Annotated in this window: 25 protein-coding genes and 1 riboswitch; of the genes, 7 read left to right on the top strand and 18 right to left on the bottom strand. The window is 38.2% G+C overall.

From position 1 onward, the window contains the following. Window positions 1-31: 31 nt before the first annotated feature. From ytrH to G6R02_RS06280, 3 genes are all read left to right on the top strand, one after another. Entirely contained in the window at window positions 32-364 is a 333-nt protein-coding gene (gene ytrH, locus G6R02_RS06290) for a sporulation membrane protein YtrH (RefSeq protein ID WP_164668386.1), read from the top strand. Continuing rightward, a complete protein-coding gene (ytrI, locus tag G6R02_RS06285) occupies window positions 364-873 on the top strand; it encodes a sporulation membrane protein YtrI (RefSeq protein WP_164668385.1) in 510 nt (169 codons plus the stop codon). Before ytrH ends, ytrI begins: the two co-directional genes overlap by 1 nt. A 126-nt stretch (window positions 874-999) precedes the next feature. Next, window positions 1000-1197: a YtzJ family protein gene (locus G6R02_RS06280; protein WP_164668384.1), complete on the top strand. Its 198-nt coding sequence runs from the start codon at window positions 1000-1002 to the stop codon at window positions 1195-1197. Window positions 1198-1902: 705 nt separating this feature from the next. Here the strand turns inward: G6R02_RS06280 and G6R02_RS06275 are convergent. Then, a complete protein-coding gene (locus tag G6R02_RS06275; RefSeq protein ID WP_164668383.1) occupies window positions 1903-2850 on the bottom strand; it encodes a DHH family phosphoesterase in 948 nt (315 codons plus the stop codon). Between the two features lie 109 nt (window positions 2851-2959). On the opposite strand from G6R02_RS06275, the gene G6R02_RS06270 reads away from it, so the two are divergent. Next, complete coding sequence (locus G6R02_RS06270) at window positions 2960-3262, top strand: YtpI family protein (RefSeq protein ID WP_164668382.1); 303 nt, start codon at window positions 2960-2962, stop codon at window positions 3260-3262. Between the two features lie 26 nt (window positions 3263-3288). Here G6R02_RS06270 and G6R02_RS06265 read toward each other — a convergent pair whose 3' ends face one another. From G6R02_RS06265 to G6R02_RS06210, 12 genes are all read right to left on the bottom strand, one after another. Next, window positions 3289-4596: a DRTGG domain-containing protein gene (locus G6R02_RS06265; protein ID WP_164668381.1), complete on the bottom strand. Its 1308-nt coding sequence runs from the start codon at window positions 4594-4596 to the stop codon at window positions 3289-3291. 73 nt (window positions 4597-4669) lie between these two features. After that, the gene (locus G6R02_RS06260) at window positions 4670-4897 is read right to left on the bottom strand and encodes a hypothetical protein (protein WP_164668380.1); all 228 of its coding nucleotides are present in this window, start codon (window positions 4895-4897) and stop codon (window positions 4670-4672) included. Window positions 4898-5148: 251 nt separating this feature from the next. Continuing rightward, a complete protein-coding gene (locus tag G6R02_RS06255) occupies window positions 5149-5679 on the bottom strand; it encodes a hypothetical protein (RefSeq protein ID WP_164668379.1) in 531 nt (176 codons plus the stop codon). Beyond that, on the bottom strand, window positions 5672-6214 hold the full coding sequence (locus G6R02_RS06250) for a hypothetical protein (protein ID WP_164668378.1): 543 nt from the start codon (window positions 6212-6214) through the stop codon (window positions 5672-5674). Before G6R02_RS06250 ends, G6R02_RS06255 begins: the two co-directional genes overlap by 8 nt. Window positions 6215-6226: 12 nt before the next feature. After that, window positions 6227-7135 (bottom strand): type IV pilus biogenesis protein PilM, encoded by a 909-nt coding sequence (pilM, locus tag G6R02_RS06245; protein WP_164668377.1) that lies wholly within the window; start codon window positions 7133-7135, stop codon window positions 6227-6229. 13 nt (window positions 7136-7148) lie between these two features. Next, on the bottom strand, window positions 7149-7904 hold the full coding sequence (locus G6R02_RS06240) for a prepilin peptidase (RefSeq protein ID WP_164668376.1): 756 nt from the start codon (window positions 7902-7904) through the stop codon (window positions 7149-7151). 107 nt (window positions 7905-8011) lie between these two features. Further along, window positions 8012-8374, bottom strand: a complete 363-nt coding sequence (locus tag G6R02_RS06235; protein ID WP_164668375.1) for a prepilin-type N-terminal cleavage/methylation domain-containing protein — start codon at window positions 8372-8374, stop codon at window positions 8012-8014. A 36-nt stretch (window positions 8375-8410) separates the two neighbouring features. Continuing rightward, window positions 8411-8493: riboswitch (cyclic di-GMP riboswitch) on the bottom strand. A 43-nt stretch (window positions 8494-8536) separates the two neighbouring features. Continuing rightward, on the bottom strand, window positions 8537-9736 hold the full coding sequence (locus G6R02_RS06230) for a type II secretion system F family protein (RefSeq protein WP_164668374.1): 1200 nt from the start codon (window positions 9734-9736) through the stop codon (window positions 8537-8539). Window positions 9737-9739: 3 nt separating this feature from the next. Next, window positions 9740-10780 carry a type IV pilus twitching motility protein PilT gene (locus tag G6R02_RS06225; protein ID WP_164668373.1) on the bottom strand — a complete coding sequence of 347 codons (1041 nt, stop codon included), beginning with the start codon at window positions 10778-10780 and terminating at the stop codon, window positions 9740-9742. A 10-nt stretch (window positions 10781-10790) separates the two neighbouring features. Continuing rightward, window positions 10791-12416 carry a GspE/PulE family protein gene (locus G6R02_RS06220; protein ID WP_164668372.1) on the bottom strand — a complete coding sequence of 542 codons (1626 nt, stop codon included), beginning with the start codon at window positions 12414-12416 and terminating at the stop codon, window positions 10791-10793. Continuing rightward, window positions 12413-12856 carry a hypothetical protein gene (locus G6R02_RS06215; protein ID WP_164668371.1) on the bottom strand — a complete coding sequence of 148 codons (444 nt, stop codon included), beginning with the start codon at window positions 12854-12856 and terminating at the stop codon, window positions 12413-12415. The genes G6R02_RS06220 and G6R02_RS06215 overlap by 4 nt, the downstream gene beginning before the upstream one ends. Further along, window positions 12849-13247: a type II secretion system protein gene (locus G6R02_RS06210; protein ID WP_164668370.1), complete on the bottom strand. Its 399-nt coding sequence runs from the start codon at window positions 13245-13247 to the stop codon at window positions 12849-12851. The genes G6R02_RS06215 and G6R02_RS06210 overlap by 8 nt, the downstream gene beginning before the upstream one ends. A 62-nt stretch (window positions 13248-13309) precedes the next feature. Here G6R02_RS06210 and G6R02_RS06205 point away from each other — a divergent pair, with 62 nt between their 5' ends. Further along, the gene (locus G6R02_RS06205; RefSeq protein ID WP_164668369.1) at window positions 13310-14119 is read left to right on the top strand and encodes a prepilin-type N-terminal cleavage/methylation domain-containing protein; all 810 of its coding nucleotides are present in this window, start codon (window positions 13310-13312) and stop codon (window positions 14117-14119) included. Between the two features lie 95 nt (window positions 14120-14214). Here G6R02_RS06205 and G6R02_RS06200 read toward each other — a convergent pair whose 3' ends face one another. Together G6R02_RS06200 and G6R02_RS06195 are read right to left on the bottom strand one after the other, a co-directional pair. Then, the gene (locus G6R02_RS06200; protein ID WP_164668368.1) at window positions 14215-14895 is read right to left on the bottom strand and encodes a metal-dependent hydrolase; all 681 of its coding nucleotides are present in this window, start codon (window positions 14893-14895) and stop codon (window positions 14215-14217) included. Window positions 14896-15032: 137 nt separating this feature from the next. Beyond that, complete coding sequence (locus G6R02_RS06195; RefSeq protein ID WP_164668367.1) at window positions 15033-15701, bottom strand: PspA/IM30 family protein; 669 nt, start codon at window positions 15699-15701, stop codon at window positions 15033-15035. 177 nt (window positions 15702-15878) lie between these two features. Between G6R02_RS06195 and G6R02_RS06190 the strand changes: the two genes are divergently transcribed. Continuing rightward, a complete protein-coding gene (locus tag G6R02_RS06190; RefSeq protein WP_164668366.1) occupies window positions 15879-16976 on the top strand; it encodes a M24 family metallopeptidase in 1098 nt (365 codons plus the stop codon). Between the two features lie 72 nt (window positions 16977-17048). On the opposite strand, the gene ald is transcribed toward G6R02_RS06190, so the two are convergent. From ald to G6R02_RS19920, 3 genes are all read right to left on the bottom strand, one after another. Next, a complete protein-coding gene (gene ald / locus G6R02_RS06185; RefSeq protein ID WP_164668365.1) occupies window positions 17049-18167 on the bottom strand; it encodes an alanine dehydrogenase in 1119 nt (372 codons plus the stop codon). A gap of 104 nt (window positions 18168-18271) precedes the next feature. Further along, on the bottom strand, window positions 18272-19033 hold the full coding sequence (locus G6R02_RS06180; protein WP_246202612.1) for an SDR family oxidoreductase: 762 nt from the start codon (window positions 19031-19033) through the stop codon (window positions 18272-18274). 147 nt (window positions 19034-19180) lie between these two features. Beyond that, the gene (locus G6R02_RS19920; RefSeq protein WP_205520067.1) at window positions 19181-19333 is read right to left on the bottom strand and encodes a hypothetical protein; all 153 of its coding nucleotides are present in this window, start codon (window positions 19331-19333) and stop codon (window positions 19181-19183) included. 135 nt (window positions 19334-19468) lie between these two features. Between G6R02_RS19920 and G6R02_RS06175 the strand changes: the two genes are divergently transcribed. Further along, window positions 19469-19906, top strand: a complete 438-nt coding sequence (locus tag G6R02_RS06175; protein WP_164668363.1) for a universal stress protein — start codon at window positions 19469-19471, stop codon at window positions 19904-19906. The last annotated feature ends 7 nt before the right edge of the window (window positions 19907-19913 follow it).

The raw sequence follows: 19913 nt of genomic DNA, 5'->3' as shown, positions 1-19913 counted from the left end.
GAAAGGAGTATTCTCATAAGGAGCGTAAATAATGGAGGAACGATTTATAGCTCATTTTATTCATTGTTTTTTTATCGCCTTTGGGGTCGTTATTGGTGGTGCAATCATCGGTAGTATCGGATCATTTGCAACAGGGGATGCCCCGTTCACATCCATGAGCCGGATAGCCAGAAGCTTAAGGATCTGGGCAATTGTGGCCGCAATTGGCGGTACATTCGATGCAATCGCCAATTTTGAAAAGGGAATCTATGACGGGTCCACTCTTGATCTGGTTAAACAAATACTACTTATTTTATCTGCAATGGGTGGAGTAAAAACAGCATTACTTCTGATTGGATGGCTGATACAGGAGGATGTTGGCTGATGCATATCCCTCCATATCACAAAAAATCAACGTGGCAGCGCTTTTTTATCGGTGCGTTTCTTGGTGCTGTTATTGCTTATTTAATCTTTATTTACATGCATGGAAATATGTATGAACATTTGCTTGAGGAAAATAAAGATTTAAAATCGAAGGTGACTGAACTGGAAAATCAGAATGAAGCTTTATCAGAAGATAAGAAAGATTTAGATGAGAAATCCAAGGAGCCATTCACAATTGAATCGATTGAAGTAACTATCACCAATAACGAGGAACTTCGTCTAGATAGACTAATTATACATGACTTGGAGGAACTAATAAAGAAAGAAATAAATGATATTATTGGTAAAGAAGTAAGTATCATAGCCAAAAGTGATGAACTTTTAAAATCAACCATTGAAAATAAAGAATTCCCACTTGATGAATTCACTTATAAGTTTGATGTAACAACACTGACAATTACGGAAACTGTAAAAGTTTCGGTAGAGGCTGAAATTTCCAGCTCCATGTGAACGTTTCATGAAAATTAGTGCATTTCTGTAGTAAAAATGGAAGAAATTTTATACAATTTTAGTAGACAATACAATTTTTTTTATCTTTTTCATATACTGATTCTGTTGAAAGGAGCTGGTTTTACCATGCTGATTATGCATCCAAGACATCTTCGTGATGAAAAAATCGCACAATTAAAACGGGGTCGTTCGGCATATGCTGAATCCACGGAACTTATCAGACTAATGAAACGCTCCATAGACCGAAATAATATACATGTACTATACGATCACACAAACACAGGCTGCTGGTTTATACCGATGGATGAACGACAAAGCAGCTAACGAAAAGTGCTAACTTCCTTTGAGGAATTAGCACTTTTAAACTTTTTGGATGTTTGCATACTCTGTATTTTTAGTTGCATTTTACTTAAATTGTGAACTAAATTTGATTAGTACCATTAAAAGAGGCTCTGTGACCACGCAGCTGGAATACACTTGTTTTCCTAAGGTCTTATGCAGAGTCTACTCAGCCCCTGCCTCGCTTCCGAGTCCCACCTTGGGAAAACATTTTACAGAGGATTCTGTTTTCTTTTAGTCTTCGTATTCGTGATGAAGGACATTTCATTGAATTTTTTTCTTCCTTTTATCTTTATACCTTGATGAAGGGCTTTTGGTCGGAGTTTTGCTTCCTTTTGCCCTTCATAACCCCGATGAACCACTTTTCGGCGGCGTTTTCGATCCCTTTTGCTCTTCATAACCCTGGTGAACCACTTTTCGACGGCGTTTTCGACTCCTTTTGCTTTTCATAACCCTGATGAACCACTTTTCAGCGAAGTTTTCGACTCCTTTTGCTCTTCATAACCTTGTCTTTCTCGCAGGAGTTTAAAACTAGTTCGCAGTTTATAAAAATTACGAAGTAGAATTCATTCTCTAAAATGAAACAAATGGAAACAATCTTTATTATTGAAAAAAACTGATAATCTGCATTATTGCTATAATGTTGATTGAAGCGGAAAGTGACGAGTGAATCAACCAGTGATTAAACTTTTATTCATCGTATGCCAAACATGCTTCCTGCAAATCTTTAATCACGTTTTCTGTTTCTTCCCATGATTTCACCGATGCACCGGCTGCCATTGGATGACCGCCACCATCGTATTTTGCTGCAATCTCATTAATCACCGGACCCTTTGAACGTAAGCGCACCCGGATCAAGTCTGTTTCTTCAATGAAAAACACCCATGCTTTAATGCCTTCAATATCACCAAGGACCCCCACTAATTGACCGGTATCTGTTGGGTTAACATTGAACTTTTCCATAATATCCTTCGTCAGTTTTATCGTACTCATTCCTGAGGGTAAAAGCTTAAAATTTTGCAGGATATAGCCTCGCATTCTGGCAATGTTGTCCTGTATATTATAAATCCCATCATAAAGACTTGAGCGATCGAAGTTATACGTAACAAGTTCAGCGGCATGCTGGAATGTTTTTTTTGAAGTACTCGGGAATAAAAACCTTCCCGTGTCACCGACGATGCCGGCATACAACAGCCGTGCCGCTTCATCATTCAACTTCCATCCATCATTTTTTCCATACAAATACAAGTCATAAATCATTTCACTGGTTGAACTCGAGGTAGTGTCAACCCACATTAAGTCCCCATATTCATCAACATTTGGATGATGATCGATTTTTATCAGTTTCTTGCCCAAATTATATCGCTGGTCACAAATTCTTGCTGCATTTGCAGTATCACAAACAATAACAAGTGCTTCTTGGTAAAGCTCGTCATCAATCTCTTCCATTTTAGCCAGGAATTCCAGAGAAGGATCCGCTTCTCCCACTATTTTTACGTTTTTATGTGGGAATGTTTCTACGATCAGCTCTTTCAAGCCTGCCTGGGACCCGTATGCGTCCGGGTCAGGTCGAACATGGCGATGGATAATGATCGTGTCGTAGTTTTTTATTGTGTTTATTATTTTTTCTATATTCATTTCCTTACCCCTTACTTTGTCACATATTTTTAACTTCTCCTGCTGGTAAAATTCTTATTAACAAGCTACAATGTAACAGGTAGCGATATTTTATACAGGAGTAGATTACATGATTATTTTCCCAATAATAATTACCCTCTCACTCGTTTTTTGGCTTTACTATAAAGTAGCTATATTGAAGAGTAAGGATGGATTAACGCAACGATATTTTAATGCTAAATCACGGATTTGTCTTGGAAGCTTTATATTCTTTTTTGCAATTAATCAATATTTATTTTATCAAACCCAAATTTCATTATTTATCGGGATTGTATTACTTATTTTCGGAGTCCTTCAGCTAAATCGCGGCTTGAAGGAAACCAATCATTACCGAAAAGAATGGAAACGACTGAACCAGGTGGAAGCCGACTGACGAAAGGCCGGCTTCCGTTTTTGGTTTTACCGATCAATTAATTGAGCCATCAATAGTCCTTTTCCAACCATTTTCTTGCCATTAAAGACTTCTATATCAATCTTGGCATAAATACGCCCAACGTCTAACAACTTTGGTTTAATAACTAATTTACTATCTATTTGTACCGGCTTTATGAAATAAACCGTCAGATTCTCAACAACCAATTCCCCTTTTTTATGATGCAGCAACACTCTGCTGCTTGCCTCGGTCATTAAAGCGGTAAACACTCCATTTGAAAGTGTTCCCAGCTGATTGGTCATTTGCGGAGTTACCTGAACCTGAAAAACAGTTTGATCTTCTTCGACTGCCTCCAGATTTCGTGAAACAATATCATCAATTGTTTCTCCTACTTGCGGCTGCCGCTGAATTTGCTGCAGGGCTTTTAGAACATCCTGACGGGATACTACACCTTTAAGTTTATGTGATGGATCAACAACCGGAACAACTTCAATTCCTTCCCAGACCATCATATGAGCAACATATGCCAACGACGTTTTCTCCTGGACAGCAATCGGGTTTTTCGTCATTACTTTTTCAACGAGTAAATTTCTATCCTTTCCGATTACATCTTTAGCTGTAATCATCCCGGCCACTCGTTGTCTTTCATCCACGACGGGATATCTCGTATGGGTTGACTGCTCATTTAATTCATACCAGCGATCAAGGTTGTCCTTCGCATATAGAAAATACGAGTGATCATATGGTGTAAAAATATCACCTACAAAGACAATTTCCTTCTTAATCAATTGATCATAGATTGCTCTGTTAATCATAGCCGCAACCGTGAAAGTATCATAACTTGTCGACATAACCGGCAATTGTTTTTCATCTGCCAGCTGTTTAATCTCATCATTTGTATCAAAGCCACCTGTTATTAACACCGCTGCACCTTCATTTAAAGCCAATTCATGGGCTTTCACCCGGTTCCCCACAATTAACAGCGAACCAGCTTCGGTATAGCGCATCATGGCCTCCAGCTGCATTGCTCCAATAACAAATTTATTAAGTGTTTTATGCAGCCCCTCACGTCCGCCTAATACTTGTCCATCAACAATATTGATTACTTCAGCAAATGTCAGACGCTCAAAGTTCTCTTTCTTTTTACGTTCAATCCGAACTGTTCCAACTCGTTCAATGGTACTTACGATACCCTGATTTTCAGCTTCTTTTATCGCCCGGTAAGCCGTTCCTTCACTAACGTTCAATGTTTTGGCTATCCGTCTGACAGATATTTTATGTCCGACTTCCAATGATAAAATATGCTGCAGTATTTGTTCGTGCTTAGTTGGCATTTTCAATCCACCGACTTTCAACTGTACTAGTCATTATACTTACTGTTTATTATACAGTTGATACACCGAAACCTCAATGGTTAAGCGTTTGTCGCTGCCTTGAACGTTCCTGTTCCATAACTGGCGGAGAAGTCATCTGTAAAAGTGTTGCAAAATTGGATCCAACAACCAGGACAAAGAAAGCCAGCCATACTCCCCAGAAAATGGCCTCTGCCTGCGAAGCTGCTCCCGGAATACTTGGCCAGGCAAAATATAAGAAAAAGCCAGCTAATAATAACCGTAAAATTGCGTAGTGGCGCATACGTATCTCCCTCCTTCATAATACATTATGAAAAAAGAGATTTATAAAGAACTTTTAAGGTATAAAAAAAGAGGTTTGGACAAAATGGAAATGATAAGACAAAAGACAAACAATGCACAAAACAAGCGAAGGAAATATACGCAGACTCCTGCGGGAGGAAAGGCCTAGGTGAGACTCGCAGTGCGAAAGCACGGAGAGGCTCATCAGCCGCCCGTGGAAAGCGGAGTATATTTCCATAGCGGTTACATGCACTATTCTGCAAAATAGATTTTAAATGTAATTGTTAAAAATACTTGATCCGCATCTTGTTGAACATGAACGGTATCAATAATCATTAATCGGTCGCTTTCAACAATGCCCTCCAGAAAAGCATTCATATCTTTCAATTTTGATGAGGTTGCATCTAATTTGTACGTTGTCTCATTTATCTTTGATGATGATTCTTCCTGCTCCTGCTGTCTTTCCACTTCTTTCAGATGATTTATTGTCAGATTTGATGAGCTCGCAATGTTTTGTATATTTATTAAAAGATTGTCTGGTGATTTTGTTGATGGCACCCGTAATTCAATAGATGAAAGTGTGTCATCTGGTATATTTTCCTTAGACTGATCAATTATTTTTTCATATTGTGTTTCATACATGGAAACTTGCTTTGCCAAGGAGTCGACTTCTGCTTTCATTGGATTAATAATTCTAAAATAAGAAATTCCATAGACAATAAGTGCGGCAATGATAACTCCAACTAGAATATACGTATGTTTTTTTGTCCAGTTTTTAATCATTATTACCAAGCTCCTTTTTCAACATCCCACTATCGAAACGTACAGTTAAGGTTGCTTGAAATGATGTTCCATTGTTATTCACACTTGTTAATTGAGTCCCCTGAATATAGTTTAGTTCCAACAATTCAGTTACATAGTTTGCGACGTCTTTTAATGATGCGAATTCTGCATTGAAGATAAGCTGATTTTCATTTGTGAACTCATAACTAATTAACTTATCAGGCGAGGATAAATAACCAAGTAATCTATTGTACAATTTCACATGAGGTACAGACCCTGCCTGTATCGTCCCTATGTCCTGCTGTAATTGTTGAAACTGCTGCCTATTGGTAAATTCATTCTGATGATCAGATAGTAATATTTTCACTTGAGAAAGTTGATTTTCCTCTGCTTCAATTCGATTCTCATAAATATTTTTCTGAAACAGCAGTAACCCGATTGCAAGGGCAAGCAATAAAAGGAACACAATACCACATATTAAGGAAGCACTATACTTTTTTTGTTCTTTTTCGAGTAAGTTAATTTCAGTATTCATAATAGCTCCCCTTTACGAATCCTGCTTTAATGCTAAACCAAGGGCATCGATAAATTTTACAGGCAGTTCTTCGTCTTCAAAACTGTATAAAGGTATCGTTAATGTTTCCAAAAGATTCGTTTTGGCAGAAGATAAAAATGGAAAATCTCCAGATAAAAGTAATTGATCGATCTTTGACGCACCTTTTGTAATCGAATACTGGTAAAAATCAATAATCCGGTTGATTTCAATCATAAGCTCATCAATCATTTTCATTGCAGATTCTTCAATTATTTTTTCTTCACTCACGTCTATTTTCATATATCTGGTGAAAATGGCCTTATGGTTTTGAAACGCTGTCAGAACAAGAGCACTGTGATTCCAATGAATAAGTAAGACATTGTCCTTTTCCTCGGATTTCGTTAAAAAGTAATATCGATAAACAGATAACGACGTAAGGTCAGCAGCAGCAGGTTTAAGTCCCGCCTCTTTAAAAACTTCTTCAAATGCTGAAATCTTCTCTCTCGGATAGGCAAATAAAAGAATATTTCTATTTTCCTGATCCGCATCCAAAAATTCAAGCGCGATTACCGGGTCAGCAAACGGTAAATAAAAGCTGTTGCCGATCTGTGTTCTTACATACCCCTTAGCTTCCTCTTTGGATAATGATACTGGAATTTGCAATTGACGTATAACGACTGTGTCATCCGGAACTGCAAAAAAAAGCTTCTTACGCTTCCACTTATGTTTTTGAACCAGCTGCTTAATAACCTCCAAAAGAACGGGTTTATTCACTATTGTCCCATCCTTAATTGTATCCTTTGGCAAATCTACTTCTCCATAGGCAACCGGATCATCGATGGAAGAACTTTTATGATAGGTATACCGTAAAACAAGATTTGTAACAACTATACTCACTTTGCCATTATTCATAATACCCATGCTGTCACCTGCTTTATAATAGATAAGTAAAATACCAGTCTAATAGAAAATCACCGTAAAAATATGTAATAAGTGTTGCTGCTACGATGTATGGACCAAACGGAACCGGCTGTTTCCTGCCGATTACCTTAAATAATAGCAGCATCATGCCAATAAGTGCCCCAATCACACAGGATAGAAAAAAAGCTAATAACACATTTTCTATTCCCAGTACAATTCCTAAAACTCCAAATAGCTTCATGTCCCCGCCGCCCATACCACCACGGCTTATTAAGATAATTACGGAAAGAAGAACGACCCCGATTACAGCACCTAAAATTGATGACCACCAAGGGTTAAGAGGAGAGAGCAAACGCATGATAATGAACAACGGGAGGAAAAACAGCAATACTTTATTAGGTATGAGCATGTATTTGATGTCGGACACCAGAATAATCATAAGCATAGAGACTAATAGTAATGCTGTGAGCAGTTCCAGATTTAATCCAATAATAGTATAGCTTAAAGCAAATAAAACTCCTGTAAATAACTCAATTGCCGGGTATATAAATGAAATCTTTTCGCCGCAATGCCGACATTTAGCATTCTGGATAACAAAAGAAAGAAGTGGTATGTTTTCATACCAGGACAGTTGCTGTTGACAATGAGGACAAATCGAACGATCGTTTACGAAGGGTATGTTTTTTGGCAGGCGCAATCCGACTACATTGAAAAATGAGCCGAAGACTAGACCGAGTATGAAGAAAAATAGTATTAGTAGAGTATTCATTAGTGTGGCTCCTTGTTAGTTTGTAAAAAGTCAGATGAAGAAAACGCCCTGCAGTTTAATAGAGTACAGGGCGTTGTAACTTACAAATATGCCAATATTTATTTATCTTAGCTTTCATCAGAATATGCTTCATAAACAGCTATTGAATTTTCAACAGTTATATTATGCCCTTCCCGATATTCATAGTCACCTACATTTTCTGGAATGTCCTCTAGATAACCGCCTTCTTCAAGTTGCTTCAAGGTAAACGTGGTGGAAGTTTTTCCTTCTGAAATAGCAGCCATTTTCGCGGCATTTTCAACCAATTCAACATTTGCCTTATGTGCTTTATCTTCAGAATCACTTATCACATTTCCAATCGATGGCACTGCAATCACAACAATAATAGCCAAAATTGCAATTACCGCCAATAACTCAACAAGCGTAAATCCACTGTCCTTCTTAAATAACTTTTTCATGCGTTTTAGCATAAAAAACCCCCGCCTCTCTAATATGTAAATCTATTAAATTCAGTCGGCCGGTTGCACTACTTGCTAAGACTACCCAAGTGCCCAAATACAAGTAACCTATCATCGCATCCTACTTTTTACCTACATTCAATATAATATATTACCTGACAAATGTCTACAATATTATTGAAAGTTTTCAAACATAGAAAACATCGGAATTACTACTGCAGTGATAATGCTGCCAATAATAACGGTTAGTACTATAATCATCAGCGGTTCGATTAATGTTTTGATTCGATTCGATAATTGTTCCACTTCTTCCTCGTAAAATTCAGCAGCTTTTGAAAGCATATGATCTAACGTACCGGTCTTTTCACCAATTTGAATCATTTGAACAACTAAAGCAGGAAATGCCCAATGACCTTTCATCGGCTTTGTCATGGATTCTCCTGTTTCCAGCGATTTCCTTGATTGCATAAGAATCTTCTGAATCACGCGATTTCCAACAACTTTTTCGGTGATTTCAACCGACTTCAGAATAGGAACAGAACTGTTAACCAATGTACTTAATGTTTGTGTCATACGAACCAATACACTCTTATGAACAAGAACGCCCAAAAAAGGAAATTTCATTTTAACTTTATCCATTCTGTAAACGAACCGATTATTTTGCATAAGGTATTTATAGATTGCTATACCCATTACAACAAAAATTACGAGTATCCACCAAAATGTGCCAATCCAATCACTGATGCTCAATATAAATTGAGTATATGCCGGAACCTCCGAACCCATAGAATGGAACATACTGACGAAGCGCGGGACAATAAACACGAGTAAAAAAATACTAAGTAAGACTGTAATTACCCCAACTACACTCGGATACATTAAAGCCGAAACTACTTTTTGTTTGTTTCGGTAAGCTTTTTCATAGTAATCAGCCATTTGATTCAGGATTTCATCCAACTTCCCACTGGCCTCTCCAGCCTGGATCATGTTGACCAGTAATGCGGGAAAAACTTTTGGATGATTTTCCGCAGCCGTTGACAGTGCCTGTCCCTGTTCAAGCTGTTTGTCAATATCTGAAAGTGCGTTTTTCAATGCATGATTATCTGTTTGTTTCACCATCGTCTTTGTTGCATCTGAAATGGAAATTCCCGCGTGAATCAAAGTGGAATATTGTCTAAGGAAAATAACAAAATCCTTATTCTTCACCTTTTTATTTATCGTAATATCCTTATTCCATGACCTCGTTTCGTCAATATCGATAATAATAAGACCGCTTTTTTCCAATTCTGACAGCGCACCCTTTTTAGAGTCAGCTTCAATTCTGCCTTTGATCTTTTGTCCTGTTTTTTTCTTTCCAATGTATTGATAATTCATCCATTATAAACTCCTTTCCTGCAAAAAAGGAGCCGCAGTTTCATACGCAAGTTGATCTTCCTGCAAGAGTCGTTTAAGATCCATTTCAAGTGTGTGCATTCCCTGTTCCTTTGATGTTTGCAACACATTTTGAATTTGATGCAGTTTTTCATTGCGAATTAAATTTTTCACCGCAGATGTGTTAAGAAGTACTTCTGTTGCAACCCGACGATCCAAATTATCTTTCGTAATCAGTAACCGTTGAGAAATAACTGCCTTTAATATGGTTGAAAGCTGGATGCGTATTTGGGTTTGCTGTTCAGCCGGAAAAACATCAATAATTCGTTCAATTGTTGATACAGCATCCGTCGTATGCAGTGTACCCAATACCAGATGTCCTGTTTCAGCAGCAGTAATCGCTGTTGAAATCGTTTCTAAATCACGCATTTCCCCAACTAAAATGACATCTGGGTCCTGTCGTAAACTTGCTCTGAGTCCATTCACGAAACTATTCGTATCAAAGCCGACTTCCCGTTGATCAATAACAGACCGATTATGTGAATGCATATATTCAATTGGATCTTCCAGGGTAATGATATGCTTTTGCATGGTCTGATTCATATAATCAATCATCGAAGCGAGTGTCGTACTTTTCCCGCTGCCGGTTGGACCAGTGACAAGGACAAGTCCCTGTGGGTGGCGAACGATTTCCTTAGCAATCCCTGGTAAATATAACTCTTCAAGTGATGGAATCCTTGTTGGAACAATTCGAATTGCCAGTGACAACTCACCGCGCTGATAAAATGCATTGATTCGAAATCTTGAAACTCCGCTTATACCATAGGAAAAATCCAATTCACTCTTTGCTTCCAGCTGCTGCCAAAGATCGTTAGGGATTATTTCCTTGAGAATTTCGCTGGTATCTGATGGTGCTAGTTTTGCTTCATCCTGTTCGATTAAGTTACCATTTATCCGAAAAATAGGGGCTTTTCCTATTGTTAAATGAACATCCGATGCTTTCTTGTGGTATGCATCGGTAAGCCAACTTTTAAATTTTTTATCCATTTGAATCCCCCTAGACATGAATTGAGACCTGCATAATTTCTTCCATGGAAGTCAATCCTTCTTTCATTTTCTTTAATCCATCATGTATTAAGAAGTCCATGCCTTGTTCAGTTGCATAAGAACGAATTTCTGCAATCGATTTATTATTAAGCAGCATACTTTTTATCGTATCATCAACTACCAGTACTTCCTGTACCGCAATTCTTCCGTGATATCCCTGATGATGACAAGCACTGCAACCTTTCCCATAGTACACGTGTTCAGCTTCAATTCCATTTTTTTTAAATATTTCCTTTTCCATTTTCGTTGGCTTTCTTTCAGTCAAACAATCGCGGCATAATTTACGCACTAACCGTTGTGCAACAACGCCTGACAGCGAAGAAACAACCAAATACGGCTCAATACCCATATCAATTAATCGTGGTATCGTGTCAATTGCACTGTTTGTATGGACCGTACTGAACACGAGATGGCCTGTCAGCGAAGACCGGATAGCAATTTCTGCTGTTTCCTGATCACGGATCTCACCAACCATTATTACATTCGGATCCTGTCTTAAGATAGAACGTAATCCGTTGGCAAATGTGAGACCCACCGAACTGTTCACCTGCACTTGATTAATCCCTTCGAGCTGAAATTCCACTGGATCTTCAACGGTAATTATATTCACACTTTCTGAATTCAATTGGTTGATGGATGCGTACAATGTCGATGTTTTACCGGAGCCTGTTGGTCCCGTCAACAATACCAGACCTGTTGGTTGTGTAATTAACTGCTTGTATTTTTTATAATTTTCCCCGGAAAAATTTAATTCACTTAATTGCATAAGTGCATTGGTCAAATCCAAAATACGTATTACAATCTTTTCACCGTGAACAGTTGGCAGACATGATATTCGTAAATCAACCGGTGTAACACCAACAGTTGTTTTTATTCTGCCGTCCTGAGGCAGTCTTGTTTCAGTAATATTCAAGTCGGCGAGAATTTTAATACGGGAAATCAACGAATTCTGCATTTGTTTTGGTATTATTTTTTCAGTCTTTAATCGTCCATCAATACGATACCGGACTTGAACATTTGCCTCTTGTGGATCAATATGTATGTCACTGGCCTTTAATTGAATGCCTGTATTCAATAACTGGTTAAGTACGCTGATTATTGATCCTTCATCCCCATCATTCGTACCTTCTATTGTCATTTCAGATTCATTTTTAAAATAATATTTATTGATTGCATATAAAATATCATCTTTTGCCGCAATCACTGGTGAAATACTGAATCCTGTCGCCATTTCTAAATCATCAATAATGTAATAATCCATTGGGTCTTTCATTGCCAGTAACAACTCATTATCTTGAAACTTTAGTGGCAAAATGTAGTTTTGCTGTGCCATTTCCTTTGGCACATACCCAAGAACATTCCTATCTATTGGATAGCGATATAAAGACACATGTGGAATTCCAAGCTGAAACTCCAATACTTCAATTAACTGCCGTTCCGTAATAAATCCCCGCTCAAGTAATGCATCTCCAAGCTTCTGGTTTTCCTTTTTATTTTGCAGTGTTTCATTAATTTGATCTTCCGATACAAGGCCGGCATCCTGAAGCAGGTCTCCGAGACGTTTACGTGCAATCATTGGGCTCCCCCGCTTTCAAAAGTAATTTCAATCGTGTCTTCAATCTTTTTTTCTTTGCCAAAGGCAGTACCAATACTGGTATAGGTAAATTCAATCGGTTCGTTTGAATTTTCATCGATGTTAATTCCTTCGGGTGGCAGAACAATTTTTAAAAATCTGTTTGAGGAATCGATTAGTACCTTCTCAGCAGGTAATTCATTTATTAAATAATCCTCAAGTGAAGACTTTTCATTATGTTCATAGTTATCTACTAAAGTTCTAACATAATCAATTCCCATATCAGCCATGTGCTCTGCCTGAATATTTTTCTCCATTGTCGTTACCTGTTTTGTCGTATTGGTTACCATGTAAAATAATGTAAGTACTGATAGCATTAGAAGTATAATAATAAATAAAGTCATTACCAGAGCCGCACCACGTTCGCCGGATAATCTATTCATCGGCCACACCCTCTTGGCTAAGGTATGAATATGTATCGCTCAACTCCGTGCCATTCTGTGAAATAATTGTAATATGAACCCGCTGCAATCCCAAGTCTGCTTCATCACCTGTTTGACTTAATTCAACAGTTACGTTATATGTCTCATTGTTTAAGGTATAGTCAAGTTCCGGTATCGTTCCCGTCTTTTTATAGTTTTCTTTTATATCATGAACAGCCTGACCCAGTAGATTACTTGCCACCAGTTCGTCATCTGTCTTTTCATTCCAGGAAAGAATCTGTGGAAAAATCGGTAAAAAAACAGTGATAACCATTCCTAAAATGGCAATTGATGCTATAATTTCTATTAGAGTGAATCCTTTATTATTTATTATATTTAATTTAGTAGACAATAAAATTCACACCTGACCCGTGACTTTTTTCCTATTATATCATTTAATCGGATGTGAAAAACATGTTATTTCGACAAATTAAAAATGAAAAAGGAATAACTTTAGTGGAATTGCTTGCAGCGCTTGGTTTGTTGGGGGTTTTAATCGTACTGTCATCGACACTAATTATTCAGTTGATGGGCAACGAAGAGCAAACCGGCAGTAACATTTCTTTGAGCCAGAATACCAACATTTTGATCAATGAATTACGCAATCAATATATGAATCAGAGTAATGATATTAACGAATTTGACGTTTGTTTTCAGGATATTGATGGTATAACAATCGAGCAAGTTATCATTAATAATGACAATAAAGAAAGTAAAGAGACACTAAATGTTACGGATGGCTGTATAAAAGATATGAAGAAACAAGAAGTGCTGCCGATAAAAATAACAACAACAAATGATCTAGGACAAGACTTAACGCTGGAAACAGCATTGAGAAGTAATAACAAGTATGTGGTAGAAGTTAAGAATGAAAATGAAGAATATGAATTCACCGAAGACGGAAAATTCGCTGAATGTACATATAATAAGAACACCCGCTTTAAAAATCCGAATAATAATCAAAAAGTAATGTTCAAACATAATAAATGCGAAAATAACACGTTTGTAGTTAATGGCAGTGCGTGGATAGACGGAAATATTGAAGTGAAAAATAAAGTGCGATTAAAAGTCACAAAGAACCTTTATATTAGTGAAGACGTCAGTATAGTGGGAAAGGGTGGAAATGCTGATGCCGGGAGCATGTGTGTTGGTGGAGAAATGTATTTTCCAGATGGTAAATCGGAGAGAGATTACGATATAGATTTTGAATGTAATAAGACTTAAGATTCCTATCTTCTAAACAATATAAATAAGGTCACATAACAGATTCCTTGTTTATACTAAAACGTGAGCATCACAGCTCACGTTTTAGTATTTCCTTATAGCTCTACTGAGTCCCCTATCTTCATCGCCAGTCCTTTACCGGTTTTCACATTCCGGACAAATTCATCCGCATCCTGCTCAATCACTGGAAATGTATTGTAATGAATCGGAACAACTGTTTTAGCGTTAATCCAATCGGTGGCAACCAGTGCATCCTCAGGTCCCATTGTAAAATTATCACCGATTGGAACAAATGCAACATCAATATCATTCATATCACCAATAAGCTTCAAGTCACTGAACAATCCGGTATCACCGGCATGGTATATCGTCTTCCCACCAATTGTCAGCAGGATTCCGCCGGGCATTCCGGTATAAATGATTGTCCCGTCGTCTTCTGTAAAGGATGAACCATGAAACGCCTGCGTATATTTCACTTTACCGAAATCAAATTCATGTGCACCGCCGATATGCATATTGTGCGTATTTAAGCCTTTACCGGCGAGGTAATCAGCAAGTTCGTTCGGGGCAACCACCAGCGCGTCGTTACGTTTGGCAATTGCTTCGGTATCCCCAACATGATCGTTATGTCCATGCGTTAAAAGAATGACATCCGCTTTAACAGATCCAGCATCCAAATCACACGCTTCATTACCTGAAATAAACGGATCAATCAAAATAATATGACTGTCTGTTTCAACCTTAACTACAGAATGTCCATGATAAGATACTTTCATATTATCGCTCCTTTATAAAAATTATCTGCACTTTATATATTCGATAAAGCTTATACAATTTCCTTTCCCGTTTCCTTTTTTCTCCATGCATAAAGGGGCAGTTTTTTTATCAACCGCCCCCTTTCACAGTCCGAAATCTATTCTTTTCCCATTTTTTTCTTAAGTTCTGCAAGTTCATCATCCACACTGTTGTTATTCAGTTTTTCAAATTCATCGTCCAATGTACGGCTTTCGTGTGAAATATCTTCACTTGTTTCCGCTTCCGCCTCATATTCCATAACCTTTTCTTCCATCCGTTCAAATCCCCGTTTGGATTCATCGCTTCCAATGGATGACATGGTCCGGTTCATTTTTGTTCTTGTCTTCGCAGATTCTGCACGTGCTTTTAGTGAGTCTTTCTTCAATTTCATCTGTTGGTATTCTTTTTTCATTTCATCCAATTTAGTACGTAATGTTTCCGAATCCTTATTTGCACGCTCCCATGATTCCACCAGTACTGAAGCCTGCTTTTCGTGTTCCGCTTTGTCCTCCAGTGAACGTTTTGCCAAATCTTCATTGTTTGCTTCTATTGCCTGTTCAGCCTGCTTCTGGCGTTTTTCTACCATTGCCTGGGCATCATCAGCCTTCCGTTTCATCATCTTTTCATTTGCGATTTGCTTTGCTACAGCTGCTTCGACTTCCTGAATATCATCTTCCATATCCCGGATAAACTGATCAAGCATTTTCACAGGATCTTCAGCCTTTTCAAGCATTGCGTTTAATTCCGAGCTGACTACAGTTGATACGCGTTTAAAAAATTTAAACATGTATATCTCCTCCACTCCAGATTAATAGTAAGTCGACAGGTTCTTAAGTACTGTACACTACGTAGTACGGCGGTTATAATCAAAAAGTTTCAAAAATAAATAACTGATTTATGTTTTTATGGTTTGCATCATTATTTTGTTATACTATAACTAATTAATGATAATGGGGTGTTTACTTTGACAGACAGACTTGAAGCTCTTTTGGAAAAAATAAAAATGAATGATCAGGACAGTATTTTCGTCACATCGACAGCCAACTTTTACTATTTGAGTAATTATTACACGGATCCACATGAACGACTTATTGCTGTATATGTCAGTAAATATCATGATCCATTATTAATAGTACCCTCAATGGAAAAAGAAGATGCAAAAGCTGCGGGCTGGAGCTTTGAAATAATTGGCTATCAGGATCATGAAAGCCCGTGGGAACTCTTCTCGGAATACTTAATACGTAATGATGCTGTTCCAAAATCAATCAGTATTGAACATGATCACCTTACACTGGAGCGTTATAATCAGCTGAAAACCATTCTTCCAGATGCTGCTATTTCCAATGCAAAAGAAGTGCTGGCAAATTTACGGGTTATTAAAAGTAAAAAAGAATATACACTTCTTAAGCAGGCTGCTGCACTGGCTGATTTTGGTGTGGAAACCGGAGTAAAAGCAATAAAAGAAGGTGCTACAGAACTTGGCATAATTGCCAAAATCGAGTATGAATTGAAGAAACAGGGGATTCAGCAAATGTCATTTTCAACGATGACATTGTCCGGAAACCAGACCGCATCACCACATGGAACACCATCCATGAAAAAAGTCGAAAAAGGTGATCTCGTCCTATTTGATCTCGGTGTAGTTTTTGAGGGCTACTGTTCAGATATAACACGAACCGTTGCATATCATTCGATTGGCCAGGAACAGGAAACGATTTACAATACAGTATTTGAGGCGCAAAAAAACTCTATTGCAGCTTCCAAAATTGGTACGGCTGTTGGCGAAGTGGACCTAACAGCACGGAATCATATTGAAAAAGCCGGGTACGGTCAATATTTTACACACCGAATCGGCCATGGGTTAGGAATAGAAACTCACGAATATCCATCTATGCATAGCAGTAATCAGTTACCGCTTCAGGAAGGAATGTGCTATACAATCGAACCGGGGATTTATGTGCCAAATACTGGCGGTGTACGGATTGAAGATATGATTTTTATGACGAATAAAGGACCGGAAATTTTAACAAAGTATCCAAAAGAACTTCAGATCGTTGATTAACTGGGAGTTTGAGCGGATGTTTTCGCTCTCGGGCTGATGTAAAAAAGGTGCCACGAACGGGCACCTTTTTTACTACTTATTCAGAAGGCTGTGCACATCATCATAATGCAGATCATGTGATTCAGCAACTGCTTCAAATGTGACATAGCCATCCAGTGTGTTAATTCCTTTTAACAACGCTTCATTATCCAGGCAAGCCTTTTGATAGCCTTTATTTGCTAATTGAAGGGCATATGGTACGGTTACATTTGTTAAACCGATAGTAGCCGTACGCGGTACTGCTCCTGGAATGTTTGGTACGGAATAGTGCACAACTCCATGCTTTGTAAATGTTGGATTGTCATGTGTTGTAATCCGGTCACTTGTTTCAAAAATACCACCCTGATCAATTGCAACATCAACAATAACAGATCCTTCAGGCATCGCCTGCACCATATCCTCCGACACCAATTTAGGAGCTTTTGCACCAGGAATTAATACTGCCCCGATTACCAGATCAGAATCGGCAATTTCATCACTGATATTCAATGGGTTTGACATTACCGTATTAATTGATGCACCAAAAATATCGTCCAGTTCACGCAGTCGTCCCGGATTCAGATCGAGAACCGTAACATTCGCACCAAGACCAACTGCGATTTTTGCTGCGTTTGTACCAACAACACCACCGCCGATTACGGTAACTTTTCCACGTTTAACCCCAGGAACGCCCGACAGGAGAACTCCTTTACCGCCCTTTGATTTCTCTAAAAATTGAGCACCAATTTGTGATGCCATACGACCTGCAACTTCACTCATCGGTGTTAAGAGCGGCAGTGATTTATTTTCCAATTGGACCGTTTCGTAGGCAATTCCTATAACTTTTTTGTCAATTAATGCCTTTGTAAGTTCCGGTTCATTCGCCAGGTGTAAATACGTAAATAAAATAAGGCCTTCATAAAAATAATCATATTCTTCCGGTAATGGTTCTTTTACCTTCATAACCATATCCTGACTCCATGCTTCTTTCGCAGTTGAAACAATAACTGCCCCTGCATCGGCATATTGGTCATCGGTAAAGCTGGAGCCAAGTCCCGCTTCCGTTTCCACATAAACTTCATGACCAGCCTTTTTTAATGTCATTACCCCCGCCGGTGTCATTGCTACCCGGTTTTCACTGTTCTTAATTTCCTTAGGTACACCAATTTTCACAAAATAACCTCCCTTAGATACATATGTTTTTTCTATTGGGTATATATAGTAAGTTGAAAGCAATTTCATTGTATCAAATCCCATATAAAAAAGCACGAAAATCATTACCGGTAGCGGTGAATAACATCAAGCCCGCCTGTAATTTCAAATATCGATCCGGTAATCATATCTGAGTCCTCATTACATAAATATATAATCGTACGGGCAATATCCTCACCTGTTCCCGGTCTGCCAATTGGCGTCGTGTCATGATGTACCTTTCTGCTTTGTTCAATACTGGACTCTTTCATTTCACCGACAATGTTACCGGGACAAACCATGTTGGAAGTGATTTGAAATTCAGCCTCCTCAAAAGCAACTGTCTTTGTTAACGAGACCAAACCACTTTTGGCTGCCGCAAAAGCTGATCGGTATACCCAGCCGGATGCACTGTTTGCCCCCTGAAAGCCATAGTTGACAATCCGGCCAAAACGCTTTTTTCGCATATATGGTACGGTCAGCTTCAACAAGTAAAAAACGGCATCAAGATTTCCCTGAATCATTTCATGCCATTCATCTTCGGTGTAATCAAGCAGTTTCTTGCGTTTAAAAATAAACGGTCCGGCATTATTTATGAGATAATCAATCCCTCCATGCTGCTTTACCGCTTTATCAACCAGGTTAGTAAGGTCTATTTTGTTTGTTACATCAGCCTGAACAATATGTAATAAATCGCTGTATTCTTCCAGCTCTTCTTCTACCTTCTGTGCTTTTTCATAATTGCTGTGATATGTTGTAGTAACTGAATGACCAGCTTTCAGAAATTTTTCTATAACTTTGCGTCCCAGTCCTGATGTCCCTGCTGTTATTAATGCATGTCCCACCAGTTGTTCCCCCTTTTATAAAATGTCCAAAGAAGCGAACTGCTTATCATGATTGGAATTATACCATAATATACTTAAAGAAAGAACTAAAGCGCAGAGTATCGGGGTTCAAAAAAATCCATCCCTATGAAAGGGATGGATTGGATTCATTTATTTCTTTTGATTATTATAGTAGTTAATACTTCGGTTATTGGAGAGGTTTTCCTTGTCTTCGATAACACCGCTTTGGTAACTCTCAATCAGTTGATTTCTGACAGCTGAAATTCCTTTTTTATCTTCAAACAGTTTTTCTTTTTTTGACAACTGCTATCACCTCCACCCTTAGTATGTACATGAAAATGTAACGGTAACTAAATTTTTTGTTTCCAACTATAGGAAAATCGATTAAAGTACTAATAAAAGGGGTATTTAAATAATAAGACGAAAGGGGAAATGGTTATGATTGATTTCGAATATAAAAATATTGTTGTAGCAGTGGATGGTTCTGAGGCATCTGAGAAAGCATTCAAAAAGTCGCTTGATATTGTTAAACGGAATGATGCACGCATGATTCTGGCACATGTTGTAGATTCACGAACTTTTGCAACGGCTGAAGCATATGACAGAACATTGGCAGAACGTGCAGAAGATTACGCAAAAGAACTGCTTAACAGTTATGTGGAAAATGCAAAAATAGCAGGAATTAGTGATATGGTCAGATGTGTTGAATATGGTTCCCCTAAAGTAAAAATTGCAAAAGATGTTGCTGCTAATTTTGATGCAGATTTGATCATTTGCGGGGCAACAGGAATGAGTGCTGTTGAACGCTTCCTGATTGGAAGTGTATCGGAAAGCATCACCAGGTACGCAAACTGCGATGTACTTGTTGTACGTTAAAATAACG

Origin of the sequence: Virgibacillus doumboii, assembly GCF_902806455.1 — a bacterium.
Classification (GTDB): Bacteria; Bacillota; Bacilli; order Bacillales; family Amphibacillaceae; genus Lentibacillus; species Lentibacillus doumboii.
The sequence above is the reverse complement of the archived record's forward strand: the minus strand, read 5'-3'. Positions and strand labels throughout refer to the sequence as shown.